Genomic DNA, 12,071 nt, shown 5'->3' on the forward strand with positions numbered 1-12,071 from the left:
CCTGCGCCTCCCTCCGGTGTTTCGTGCGATCAGTCGAAGAGACCGAAGGTCATGTAGCTCCACCAGGAGCGACCGGAGTCCTCGTCGTCATCGTTTTCCGGCTTCTCGTCGTCGGCGCTGTGATCCTGGTTTTCCGGCTTCAGTTCGGCGGGGATCTCCCGCTCGGCATCCTCGTACTGCTTGATCACGTCCTTGGCGGCCTGGGTTTCCATGTGCGGCGGCGGCTCGCCGCCCTCGATCAGGCCCAGGGTGGCCTTGGCCAGCCAGGAGCGGGTGTCGGCCTCGCTTTCGCGGGCGACGAACTCGCCATCCTTGAGGCTGGCGTTATCCGGATAGTTCAGCTTGAGGGTTTCCAGGCTGGTGCTGGCCAGGTCGTCGAGGCCCAGGCGACGGTAGGCTTCGACCATGATCGCCAGGCCATCGCCGACGGCCGGGGTTTCCTGGAAGTTCTCCACCACGTAGCGACCGCGGTTGGCGGCGGCGACATAGGCCTGGCGCTTCAGGTAGTAGTGGCCGACGTGCACTTCGTAGGCCGCCAGCAGGTTGCGCAGGTACACCATGCGCGCCTTGGCGTCCGGGGCGTAGCGGCTGTTGGGGAAGCGGCTGGTGAGCTGGGCGAACTCGTTGAAGGAGTCGCGGGCGGCGCCCGGGTCGCGCTTGGTCATGTCCAGCGGCAGGAAGCGCGCCAGCAGGCCACGGTCCTGGTCGAAGGAGGACAGGCCCTTGAGGTAGTAGGCGTAGTCGACGTTGGGGTGCTGCGGATGCAGGCGGATGAAGCGTTCGGCGGCGGCGCGGGCGGCTTCGGGCTCCATGTTCTTGTAGTTGGCGTAGATCAGCTCGAGCTGGGCCTGCTCGGCGTAGCGGCCGAAGGGATAGCGCGATTCGAGGGCTTTCAGCTTGGTGACGGCGCTGTTGTAGCTCTTGTTGTTGAGGTCGTCCTGCGCCTGCTGGTACAGCTGGCTCTCGCTCAGGTTCTCGTCGACAGTCTCCTTGTTCGAGGAGCAGGCTGCGGTGAGGGCGAGGATGGCGATCAGCAGCAGGTGTTTCACTTGCATGGCGGCTTGCGTCCCTGGGACGGTCGGCTTGGCCTCGACCGTCTGTTATGATTGGCGCCCCAGGCACCCCCTGGGACAAAGACCCCGTATTTAACCACAGCGCGTAGCCGATTCCAAAAGCCGCGCTGAGCATCGTCTCCTACTCATGTCCGATATGATTCAACGCGCGGCCGAGGTGCCGTTCGAGCTGGGTGGCCAGCGTCTCGACCAGATCGCCGCCCAGCTTTTTCCCGAACACTCCCGCTCCCGTCTGGCCGGCTGGATCAAGGACGGTCGCCTGACCGTCGACGGCGCCGTGCTGCGCCCGCGCGACATCGTCCACAGCGGCGCGCAACTGGTCCTGGAGGCCGAGCAGGAAGCCCAGGGCGAGTGGCTCGCACAGGACATCGAGCTGGAAATCGTCTACGAGGACGAGCACATCCTGGTGATCGACAAGCCCGCCGGCCTGGTGGTCCATCCGGCTGCCGGCCATCAGGACGGCACCCTGCTGAATGCCTTGCTCTACCATGTCCCGGACATCGCCAATGTGCCGCGCGCCGGGATCGTCCACCGGCTGGATAAGGACACGACCGGCCTGATGGTGGTGGCCAAGACGCTGGAGGCTCATACCAAGCTGGTGGCGCAACTGCAGGCGCGGTCGGTCAGCCGCATCTACGAGGCGATCGTGATCGGCGTGATCACCTCCGGCGGCACCATCGATGCGCCGATCGGACGGCATGGCGTGCAGCGGCAGAAGATGGCGGTGGTCGACGCCGGCAAGGTGGCGGTCAGCCATTACCGCGTGCTGGAACGCTTCCGTGCGCACACCCATACCCGGGTCAAGCTGGAGACCGGGCGTACCCACCAGATCCGCGTGCACATGAGCCATATTGGCTATCCCCTGGTCGGCGATCCGGTCTACGGTGGGCGCTTCAGGATTCCCCCGGTGGCCAGCCAGACCCTGGTCCAGACTCTTCGCGAATTCCCCCGGCAGGCGCTGCACGCGCGCTTCCTCGAACTGGATCACCCGGCCACCGGCGTGCGCATGAAGTGGGAGTCGCCGCTGCCGGAAGACTTCCTCTGGCTGCTCAGCCTGTTGCGCCAGGATCGCGAGGCGTTCGTCGGATGAACGCCTGGCTGACCCCCGACTGGCCGGCGCCGGCCCGTGTGCGGGCCTGCGTGACCACGCGCAGTGGCGGGGTCAGCCAGGCACCCTTCGACAGTCTGAACCTTGGCGCCCACGTCGACGACGATCCGCGCGCCGTGGAAGAAAACCGCCGACGCCTGACCGAGCGCCTGGAATGCCGGCCGAGCTGGTTGGAACAGGTGCACGGAGTGACGGTGGTGGAGGCCGACCCGAACCGGGTGCCCAGGGCCGACGCCAGTTGGAGCGCGATGCCGGGCGTCGCCTGTACGATCATGACCGCCGACTGCCTGCCGGCATTGTTCTGCGATCGCTCGGGCACCCGCGTGGCCGCGGCCCATGCCGGCTGGCGCGGGCTGGCGGCGGGCGTGCTGGAGGCGACGGTGGACAGCCTGGGCGTGCCCGGCGACGAACTGCTGGTCTGGCTGGGGCCGGCGATCGGCCCGCAGGCCTTCGAGGTCGGCGGCGAGGTCCGCGATGCATTCATCGCTGCGCACGCCGAGGCGCGGTCGGCTTTCGTACCTAGCGCCAATCCGGGCCGCTTCATGGCCGACATCTACCGACTCGCGCGGATCCGCCTGGGCGCCCATGGTGTCACCGCCGTGCATGGCGGCGGCTGCTGTACCTTCAGCGATACCGAGCGCTTCTATTCCTACCGCCGCTCGTCGCGTACCGGCCGTTTTGCCAGCCTGGTCTGGCTCCAGGACTAGGCACGCGCAGGTTATCCGGCGCCAACTGACCGATGTCACGGCCCGGTCGCTTGAACCGCGGAAAATCGCCCTTATCTATTGAGTCATCTCGGCGGGCTTTTCTTCATCAGGGACACCCATCGTTCCGGCCCGCTCTATAGAAGGAAGGACGACCCATGCGAATAGACCGTTTGACCAGCAAGCTGCAACTGGCGCTCTCCGACGCCCAGTCCCTGGCCGTTGGCCATGACCATCCGGCCATCGAGCCGATGCACCTGCTTTCCGCCCTGCTCGAGCAGCAAGGCGGTTCGATCAAGCCCCTGCTGATGCAGGTCGGCTTCGATATCGCCGCCCTGCGCAGCGGCCTCAACAAAGAACTCGACGCGCTGCCGAAGATCCAGAGCCCGACCGGCGACGTGAACCTGTCCCAGGATCTCGCGCGCCTGCTCAACCAGGCTGACCGCCTGGCTCAGCAGAAGGGCGACCAGTTCATCTCCAGCGAGCTGGTATTGCTGGCCGCGATGGACGAGAACACCAGGCTCGGCAAGCTGCTGCTCGGCCAGGGCGTGTCGCGCAAGGCGCTGGAGAATGCCGTGGCCAACCTGCGTGGCGGCGAGGCGGTGAACGACCCGAACGTCGAGGAGTCGCGCCAGGCGCTGGACAAGTACACCGTCGACATGACCAAGCGCGCCGAGGAAGGCAAGCTCGACCCGGTGATCGGTCGCGACGACGAAATCCGCCGGACCATCCAGGTCCTGCAGCGGCGGACCAAGAACAACCCGGTGCTGATCGGCGAACCCGGCGTCGGCAAGACCGCCATCGTCGAGGGCCTGGCCCAGCGCATCATCAACGGCGAAGTACCGGACGGCCTCAAGGACAAGCGCCTGCTGGCCCTGGACATGGGAGCGCTGATCGCCGGCGCCAAGTTCCGCGGCGAGTTCGAGGAACGCCTGAAGGCGGTCCTCAACGAACTGGGCAAGCAGGAAGGTCGGGTCATCCTGTTCATCGACGAACTGCACACCATGGTCGGCGCCGGCAAGGCGGAAGGCGCCATGGACGCCGGCAACATGCTCAAGCCGGCTCTGGCGCGCGGCGAGCTGCACTGCGTCGGTGCTACTACCCTCGACGAGTATCGCCAGTACATCGAGAAGGATGCCGCGCTGGAGCGCCGCTTCCAGAAGGTGCTGGTGGACGAGCCGAGCGAGGAAGACACCATCGCCATCCTCCGTGGCCTCAAGGAACGCTATGAAGTGCACCACGGGGTGAGCATCACCGACGGCGCGATCATCGCCGCGGCCAAGCTGTCGCACCGCTACATCACCGATCGGCAACTGCCGGACAAGGCCATCGACCTGATCGACGAGGCCGCCAGCCGCATTCGCATGGAAATCGACTCCAAGCCGGAGGAGCTGGATCGTCTCGACCGTCGCCTGATCCAGCTGAAGATCGAGCGCGAGGCGCTGAAGAAGGAAGACGACGAAGCCACCAGGAAGCGCCTGGCCAAGCTGGAGGAGGATATCGTCAAGCTCGAGCGCGAATACGCCGATCTCGAGGAAATCTGGAAGTCCGAGAAGGCCGAGGTGCAGGGCTCGGCGCAGATCCAGCAGAAGATCGAGCAGGCCAAGCAGGAAATGGAGGCGGCGCGGCGCAAGGGCGACCTCGAGAGCATGGCGCGCATCCAGTACCAGACCATCCCGGACCTGGAACGCAGCCTGCAGATGGTCGACCAGCACGGCAAGACCGAGAACCAGTTGCTGCGCAACAAGGTGACCGACGAGGAAATCGCCGAGGTGGTTTCCAAGTGGACCGGTATCCCGGTGTCGAAGATGCTCGAGGGCGAGCGCGAGAAGCTGCTGCGCATGGAGCAGGAGCTGCATCGGCGAGTGATCGGCCAGGACGAGGCGGTAGTCGCCGTGTCCAACGCCGTGCGCCGTTCGCGTGCCGGCCTCGCCGATCCGAACCGGCCGAGCGGCTCGTTCCTCTTCCTCGGCCCGACCGGGGTGGGCAAGACCGAGTTGTGCAAGGCGCTGGCCGAGTTCCTCTTCGATACCGAGGAGGCGCTGGTGCGGATCGATATGTCCGAGTTCATGGAGAAACACTCGGTGGCTCGCCTGATCGGCGCGCCTCCGGGCTACGTCGGCTTCGAGGAAGGCGGCTACCTGACCGAGGCGATCCGCCGCAAGCCTTACTCGGTGGTGCTGCTGGACGAGGTGGAGAAGGCCCATCCGGACGTATTCAACATTCTCCTCCAGGTGCTCGAGGACGGACGCCTGACCGACAGTCATGGGCGTACGGTGGACTTCCGCAACACCGTGGTGGTGATGACCTCCAACCTCGGTTCGGCGCAGATCCAGGAGCTGGCTGGCGACCGCGAGGCGCAACGTGCCGCAGTGATGGACGCGGTCAACGCGCACTTCCGTCCGGAATTCATCAACCGGATCGACGAAGTGGTGGTATTCGAGCCGCTGGCTCGCGAGCAGATCGCCGGCATCGCCGAGATCCAGCTCGGGCGCCTGCGCAAGCGCCTGGCCGAGCGCGAGCTGAGCCTGGAGCTGAGCCAGGAGGCGCTGGACAAGCTGATCGCCGTCGGCTTCGACCCGGTCTATGGCGCACGCCCGCTGAAGCGGGCCATCCAGCGCTGGATCGAGAACCCGCTGGCGCAACTGATCCTGGCCGGCAAATTCGCGCCGGGTGCCAGTATCTCGGCAAAGGTGGAAGGCGACGAGATCGTCTTCGCCTGACCTCTTCCGGGATGGACAGGGAAAGCCCCGCTTCGGCGGGGCTTTTTCATGGGCGGCTGGTGACGGCGAAGGGAGGAGGCGGGTTGTTTTCCCGCTCATGGAAAAAGAAGAAAAACTTTTTGGATCAGAGGGTTGACATACCGTCGCGCATCCGTAAAATGGCGCGCCTCTGAGACGCGAATCCAGCAACAGCGGAAGCGTCCAGGGTTGGAAGACAGACGTTCCGCGATAGCTCAGTCGGTAGAGCAAATGACTGTTAATCATTGGGTCCCTGGTTCGAGTCCAGGTCGCGGAGCCAACTTCCAATCGGGGTATAGCGCAGTCCGGTAGCGCGCCTGCTTTGGGAGCAGGATGTCGGGAGTTCGAATCTCTCTACCCCGACCACCTCACACATGGGTCGTTAGCTCAGTCGGTAGAGCAGTTGGCTTTTAACCAATTGGTCGTAGGTTCGAATCCTACACGACCCACCATTTTCAGAGGGGCGAGTTGCACAGGCCTAGGAAGGGGTGTTGCACCTTTTACTTGTCCAGCAGCCGTCTGGGCCGAACATTAGGCCCGCATTGACGTGATGTCAATATGGAATAGCCCGCCTATTTAGGTGGGCTTTTCTGTTTCTAAGGCCCTGAAACCATTCTGCAGGCGTAGCAATGTGCCCTCGACGTAATCAGCGATTACAGAGGGTACTGCGGTTTCGGCCTTGAAATTGCGGGGCTTTGCCAGCATGCCGGCACTGGAATCCAGGCGCTCTCGGTAATTCCAGATTTTTCCTACAGGCCTAGCGAACTGCTGGGAGGCGCGGCTACCTTTCGTCCGGTAGCCGGCCCCTCAGTACCGGTATCGCTAGGCGAGACTGCTTCGGGCAGTAGATCCCCATCCACCAGGTCCGCTTGTTGCAGCGGGAGGCGCGGATGCCGAGGCGGCACGGTTCGATAAGTGTTGAGCCATCAGAGTGAACAGCATGCTTTGGTCGAAGGTGTCAGGTGGCTGTGGTAGCGCTTCTTCCCGCACGCTTGGACCTCCCTGAATGCCTGTCCCCGGTGTGTGCTCCCTTGGTTCTGAAGGTTCTGTCCTGGCCTCCGGCGGCGGTACTTCACCCATTCGAGCGAGAGGTTGCCCGCATGGCTTCGGTTTGGCAGAGGCTTGCGGGGAGCCGCTGTAATCCACCTTCCTGACGTTCTCCAGCGCTCCTTGGGCCAGGCTCCTAGCATGCAGCACGGCACGCATGTGGTCGTAGTCGGCCTCGATGTAGCTCATCGTGGTCTGGATATTCGAGTGGTTGAGCAGGCACTTCGTGAGATGGATGTTCCGCTCGGGTGCCTTCATCAAGTCGGTGGCCAGGGTGTGCCGGAAACGGTGCGGGGTCATCCGCACCCCAACCTTCTCGGTCAACTTCCGGTACATGGCTTCGACCTGGTCGGAGTTCATCACCTTGCTCTTGTAGTGCGGTGAGAACCGGTTGACGTTGAACAACTGGTCGTCATCGGCGAATCCGGCTCTATCGGCCTCCTGCAGGAGCCGCGATAGGTGAGGCACAAGCCCCTCCGTTATTGGCACTACGAATTCTTTATGAGTTTTCTCTGTCTCGCCGCGGATGAGGATCAGTTGATTATCCCAGTCGATGTCGCGCTTGCGGATGCACAGCAACGCGTTCAACCGGATGCCGGTGTAGTAGAAGACCTCAAACGTGCAAAGCCAGAACCAGGCGGGAGTGATGCGTGCGCGATCGCCGGTGCAGCGCTCGGCGCCGACCTGCATGTTGAGCCAATTGCGGGCGCGCAGGATGGCTTCGGCTGCGACGGTTTTGCTTGCTCGCCTGGGGGGGATGACGGTGGTCTTTCTGAACGGGTTGACTTGGGAGTGCGTCACCAGCTCGTGCTCGATGGCATAGCCCCAGATCGTTCGCAGATGATTCGAATACGTGTTCCAGCTCCGCTTCGACAGGCCTTGTTCCAAGACCTTGCGCCGCCATCCCAGCACAGACCTGTGGTCCACCTCCTGTACGGTTGCCCTAGGGCCGAAGTGCTTGAGCAGCGCCTTGGTCGCGGCGCGGTAGATCTTCGTGCTGGCTTCCCGGAGATCGTGCGCGAAGATGTACTCCTCGGTGAGCTGCTGCGGCGTCATTCCATACCTCCTTCGGCATCGGTGATGACCGTGAGGCTTGGGTTGTCCAGAGGCTGCTCAGGGAACAGCAATTTGGGATCCTGGAGCAGGTAGGCCTTGAGCTCTTTCGTCTTGCGAGGACCAGAAACCTTGATGGTCCAGATATTCAGGTTCTTACTGGTCTTTCGGTGAAGACCCTGTTTCTCGAACGCGCGCTGCACCAGCTTCCAGCCGGTCGTATCCTTGGCCAGGGCCACCTTTTCGAGCTCTGGATGCTCCTGGACATAACGCTTGAAGATTCCTGGCGTGACCAGCATGGCGGTCCCGTCGACGGTATGCACCAAGGCTTTGGTGTCGTTGATGAACAGGCGACGGGTCGCGATACCAGATTTCATCCAGCCAACGAATCCCTGTCCCAGATCAGTGCTTCTGCTAGGCATAAATACATCTTCAACTGCTTCAGGAGCGCAATCTGTTAGCTCCTTGTTCCCTAGTGGCTGCTGTAGGTTCTCCTCCCCGCGAGTGTTCGTAGGAGAAGCAGCCGGTGAGTCGTGGCTAGTGTCTAGCTCTTCTGGTGGCGAATTGATATTACCAAGAAGCGCGTACAAATCGTCTGTTTCTTCCTGATCCTCAGTTGAGGGCTTCGCAATCGCCCGCGTCTCGTTTGCCGGTTTCGCAACGCTCGGCTCAGGTTGATGGAGCGTCATCTTCGTTTCTGGTGCTTGCTGCTGTTCAGCCGGCTCGTTGGGAATTTCACAGGTCGTTTCCGGCTTTTCCGTTGAGGCGGTTCCATCTTCAACGACCAGTGATCCGCTGTAGGGTGAGGGGCGCTCGGCAGCATCTGTCCAGATCAAGGCTGGAGCAATCTTGAGCAGCGTGAACTTGTTTCTCCATCCAGCACCGTTGTCTACCGTGGCCGTCCAGATGGCTTTGTCCTCGGCGTTGGTCTGGATGACGGCCTGATCCTGGAGCATGTTGAAGAACGGCGAGTTGGAGGAGGGCACCCCTTCGATACCCTGGGCCAGCAAGTAGGCTCTCAGTTGATCGGCTGCAGGCTTGCTCACCAGCCAGAGTGCGTCCTGGGTCAGCCATCCATCGGACGGACCGCCAGGTTGATTCAGCTTGAACTTGTCCTTCACCAGGAAGCGAAGGCCGTCTGCCAACTGCCGCTGCAGCGACTGCTTCGGTGCAGCCAGCGCTCGATCCGGATTGCCTCCCAGCTCCTGTGCAACTGAGGCCTGGTCTGCCTTCACGATGATCTCGCCGAGGATCCCGGCGTGCTCGTACTGCCCAGCGAACAGGTAGATCAATTGAGCCCACAGCTCTGGAAAGCGACTGAGCCAATCGAGTGCCGTGCGCGGTAGCAGTTGGTGGATGAGGAGTGCTGAGGCAGCGCCGTGGAGCTGGTATTCGCGGGACTTCACGTACTTGAAGCGGTATGGCTGGTTGATCGGTCCGTTCCAAGGGTGCCAGGTGCTGCCGTCCTGCAGCTCCACCTGCAGGTCTACGACGATCTTGCCTAGGTCGTGAGCCAGGGCACCATAAGCCGCGGCGGCTGACCAGGCTTCAGCCTGGGCTGACTGTGACTCCGGCGCTGCGCCGATCGGGAGCAGGTAGGTCTGCCGTACCTTGAGTGCGTAGGCCACGATCTCCAGGCCGTGATCGATCATCCCGCCTGGATGGGCATGGTGATGGTTTTCCGAAGCAGGGAGCTGCTGGACCAGCTCTGCATAGTTGGCCAGTGGCCGCCGGTAGATCTCCTCGAATTGCTGCTTGGATAGCGAGGCACGTTGCCAGATGTTCTCCAGTAGCTGCCGGCGCCGAGGCGTGCCGAGCAGTTCCATGCTGCTCAGAGGAGGGATGAATCCCCCTGGGGCAGCTTTGGTTGGTGGGGTGGGGGACGGCTTCCTGGATATCCAGGAAAGGAGTTGAAACATGGGAAGCTCCATGACGATTCATGGAGCGGGCTTTTCCGCCAGATCAGGGCTGGCAACAACGATAAAACAACGGTAGCGGGGAAGGGTATTTTGTTGGCAATGTGCCATCCTCATGCAGGGTCTCGCTATCTTTTCGGCATTCATCATTGAGCTACATGGCGATTTCGAGTGCATCTCAATCCGAGACCCTATGTTGACTGGCAGCAAGCGGCCAGAAGCAGCCGCTCAAGCGAATCTAAGAAAGCAGGGAAAACTCACGCCCCATCCATTGTGTTGCAATCCGGCTCAGTGACTCCTACGCGGAGGATGCCCCATTGTCTACCCTCCAGCCTGCAAGCTAATTTGCAATCACGCCAGCATGCTGGCAGATACAGTCATCGGGAACGCTGAGAGCCTCAGCCTAGATACGGATAGCGAGAGGAGCAAGGAATGTTATCTCCACCCTCGTTCGAGGAGCTATGCATCTGTTGGTGTCTATTTATAGGAGATTCCGCATGATTGAGCCGCAATCGCCATACTTGTCTCACCAGCACCGGCTGGCTGACGTGGTCGCTGCCATTCAGGTCATGGGAATTTACAGCTACTCCGCAAGAACGATTGATTCATGGGCAGAAATTCTTGGACAAAAACCAAGGAGCGCGAGTAGCTGGGGCTCCATCTTCAATGAGCACCCCGAGTTTTTTCGGGCGGGACTGGAAGAAGATGGGCTTCACACCCTCGCCTTGCGAAGGGCCCAGCCACGCGTTTACAACACGCAAACCGGCGAAGAGATTACTGTTGCTCAGCTCAAGGCTATTCCACGGGCCGAACGCTCTCATTTCTCCAGGCCGCCACTGTCACCTGAGCAGATGCTCTCGCTCATTGACGTGGCGGTCAAGCTGCACACGCAAGCCGCGGTTCGTCGGCAAGAACTTCGCTGGTGGGTATCCGTTGTTGTCAGCGCTCTCGCTGGCCTCGTCGGCGCTATGATTGGCGCCACGTGGGGCTCTTAGGTGGCTCTAACAATTCATTCAAGCCGACGCCGCTTTGCGACGTGGATTAATTCAGACGTTAGACATTAGGAGAGGTATTCGTGGGCCTTCACGTAAACTCCATTGCAGATCTCCCGCTTTCAGAGTCACGCTCGTATTATTTGTACATATTGGACTACTGCAATTGGGATGAGCCGATCTCAAATATTCTAAGAAAGAATAGTGAAAATATCGCATCTTTTTGCGCAGAGAATGACGCAGTAATGATCAAAGGCTTGCCAGATAGCCATTTTTACTCAGAAGTTCTCTCTTGGGTGAAAATCAATGGGGAAGGCCCCAACACTGTTCTGCCCGCCATATTGATAACAACCATACACCCAAAGTATTTCATTGAGTCGGACAATTCAAAACCGCCGCGCGAAATTTCTGAATCCTTAATTTTCCTAAAGATAAGAGACATATGTAATACCCCGGGAGATGTCATCACTCTCTTGGAGAGAGTATTTAAGGATGTCAAAGAAAAAAAGAAAATCAAGGACTTTACCATTGCTCGCGAGCAGCGCAAGGGAGAGCATGGCGCCTTGGTAGATGCTCTTATTCTTGAGCCAAACATAGCCGGTTTTGGAGTTGATATTAAAAAGGTAATTAACTGGATCAAAGGCAAGGTGCAATCTAATGTCTAGCAATGCACTCGCCTCGTTCACTGGAGCGGGTTAACACCTGCTCCTTAACCAAATGTTAGGCGCTGGAAGCACCTCTTCAGTAATTTTATGTAGATCGGAAGTCAACAGAAAAGGGGAAGATTTATTTCCCTGCTCTAAACATCCCCTATGGGTCGGTAGCTACCTCTCGCCAGCGACAGCTACCGGCCAGAAGCGGACATGGCCCAGTGCAATTTCTGGTCGGTGTATTATTTTTAGAAAGTAATCCTAGGGAACACTCCCGTCTGCCGCCCTTCTTCCATGATGCTATCGAAAGGCTCAAAGAACTCCTCTGGCGTGTTTAGCTCGGCTGTCCAGGTGACAAGCTCAGCGTATCCCATCACATAACATGGACTATCCATCTCATCACTAAGTTTTAATGCGCGGCTTGAATAGCTTTCCCAATCGTATTCGAATGCTTCCTGAACGACAATTAGATTTCTAATACCCTTATCATGTGTTTCAATTTCAATTATCTCATCACCAAAATGAAAATGTAGGTCTTCTTGTCGTCTCAGGTATTTTATGGCTCCACGCGTTTGATCTATTGCTTTGTCTAGCGCCTTAGAGACAGTAGCCCTCTTTCGCTCCATCGTTCTGCTTAACGATCTTTCAGTATTCGGGCTATCTTTTGCCTGAATCAAAAGCAAATACCCTTCATCTGCCACCAAGATATCTACAAACTCTTCATTATTATCTATTCTCAATGGATTCAAGAAGATAGAAGCTGTAGTGGTCTACTGATCCCGGACAC

9 protein-coding genes and 3 tRNA genes are annotated in these 12,071 nt (G+C 59.9%); 8 read left to right on the plus strand and 4 right to left on the minus strand.

Translation table 11 applies throughout. From position 1 onward, the window contains the following. Positions 1–29 precede the first annotated feature (29 nt). Positions 30–1,055, minus strand: coding sequence for an outer membrane protein assembly factor BamD (locus HMPREF2886_RS05185; protein ID WP_033972916.1), 1,026 nt, complete (start codon positions 1,053–1,055; stop codon positions 30–32). Positions 1,056–1,200: 145 nt separating this feature from the next. Here HMPREF2886_RS05185 and rluD point away from each other — a divergent pair, with 145 nt between their 5' ends. The 6 genes from rluD (at position 1,201) to HMPREF2886_RS05215 (ending at position 6,078) form a co-directional block, all read left to right on the plus strand. Beyond that, on the plus strand, positions 1,201–2,163 hold the full coding sequence (rluD, locus tag HMPREF2886_RS05190) for a 23S rRNA pseudouridine(1911/1915/1917) synthase RluD (RefSeq protein ID WP_003094686.1): 963 nt from the start codon (positions 1,201–1,203) through the stop codon (positions 2,161–2,163). Further along, entirely contained in the window at positions 2,160–2,888 is a 729-nt protein-coding gene (gene pgeF, locus HMPREF2886_RS05195; RefSeq protein ID WP_033972914.1) for a peptidoglycan editing factor PgeF, read from the plus strand. The genes rluD and pgeF overlap by 4 nt, the downstream gene beginning before the upstream one ends. Positions 2,889–3,043: 155 nt before the next feature. Continuing rightward, positions 3,044–5,608: an ATP-dependent chaperone ClpB gene (clpB, locus tag HMPREF2886_RS05200; protein WP_070746916.1), complete on the plus strand. Its 2,565-nt coding sequence runs from the start codon at positions 3,044–3,046 to the stop codon at positions 5,606–5,608. A 222-nt stretch (positions 5,609–5,830) separates the two neighbouring features. Then, positions 5,831–5,906 (plus strand) — tRNA-Asn (locus HMPREF2886_RS05205). 9 nt (positions 5,907–5,915) lie between these two features. Continuing rightward, positions 5,916–5,992: transfer RNA gene (locus HMPREF2886_RS05210), tRNA-Pro, on the plus strand. 10 nt (positions 5,993–6,002) lie between these two features. Next, positions 6,003–6,078 (plus strand) — tRNA-Lys (locus HMPREF2886_RS05215). Positions 6,079–6,448: 370 nt separating this feature from the next. Here the strand turns inward: HMPREF2886_RS05215 and xerC are convergent. After that, complete coding sequence (xerC, locus tag HMPREF2886_RS05220; RefSeq protein WP_070746917.1) at positions 6,449–7,729, minus strand: site-specific integrase; 1,281 nt, start codon at positions 7,727–7,729, stop codon at positions 6,449–6,451. After that, on the minus strand, positions 7,726–9,645 hold the full coding sequence (gene mobH / locus HMPREF2886_RS05225; RefSeq protein ID WP_070746919.1) for a MobH family relaxase: 1,920 nt from the start codon (positions 9,643–9,645) through the stop codon (positions 7,726–7,728). Before mobH ends, xerC begins: the two co-directional genes overlap by 4 nt. Before the next feature lie 494 nt (positions 9,646–10,139). On the opposite strand from mobH, the gene HMPREF2886_RS05230 reads away from it, so the two are divergent. Next, on the plus strand, positions 10,140–10,637 hold the full coding sequence (locus HMPREF2886_RS05230) for a hypothetical protein (protein ID WP_070746939.1): 498 nt from the start codon (positions 10,140–10,142) through the stop codon (positions 10,635–10,637). An 80-nt stretch (positions 10,638–10,717) separates the two neighbouring features. After that, a complete protein-coding gene (locus HMPREF2886_RS34190) occupies positions 10,718–11,299 on the plus strand; it encodes a hypothetical protein (protein WP_105753125.1) in 582 nt (193 codons plus the stop codon). A gap of 233 nt (positions 11,300–11,532) precedes the next feature. On the opposite strand, the gene HMPREF2886_RS34195 is transcribed toward HMPREF2886_RS34190, so the two are convergent. Further along, positions 11,533–12,033: a hypothetical protein gene (locus tag HMPREF2886_RS34195; protein WP_128688754.1), complete on the minus strand. Its 501-nt coding sequence runs from the start codon at positions 12,031–12,033 to the stop codon at positions 11,533–11,535. Positions 12,034–12,071 lie beyond the last annotated feature (38 nt).

This window comes from Pseudomonas sp. HMSC066A08, assembly GCF_001813025.1.
In the GTDB taxonomy this organism is placed as follows: Bacteria; Pseudomonadota; Gammaproteobacteria; order Pseudomonadales; family Pseudomonadaceae; genus Pseudomonas; species Pseudomonas aeruginosa.

Coding starts and splice junctions, on each gene's coding strand:
- clpB (WP_070746916.1), top strand. CDS start 3,044: ATGCGAATAGACCGTTTGACCAGCAAGCTGCAACTGGCGCTCTCCGAC.
- HMPREF2886_RS05185 (WP_033972916.1), bottom strand. CDS start 1,055: ATGCAAGTGAAACACCTGCTGCTGATCGCCATCCTCGCCCTCACCGCA.
- pgeF (WP_033972914.1), top strand. CDS start 2,160: ATGAACGCCTGGCTGACCCCCGACTGGCCGGCGCCGGCCCGTGTGCGG.
- HMPREF2886_RS05230 (WP_070746939.1), top strand. CDS start 10,140: ATGATTGAGCCGCAATCGCCATACTTGTCTCACCAGCACCGGCTGGCT.
- xerC (WP_070746917.1), bottom strand. CDS start 7,729: ATGACGCCGCAGCAGCTCACCGAGGAGTACATCTTCGCGCACGATCTC.
- mobH (WP_070746919.1), bottom strand. CDS start 9,645: ATGTTTCAACTCCTTTCCTGGATATCCAGGAAGCCGTCCCCCACCCCA.
- rluD (WP_003094686.1), top strand. CDS start 1,201: ATGTCCGATATGATTCAACGCGCGGCCGAGGTGCCGTTCGAGCTGGGT.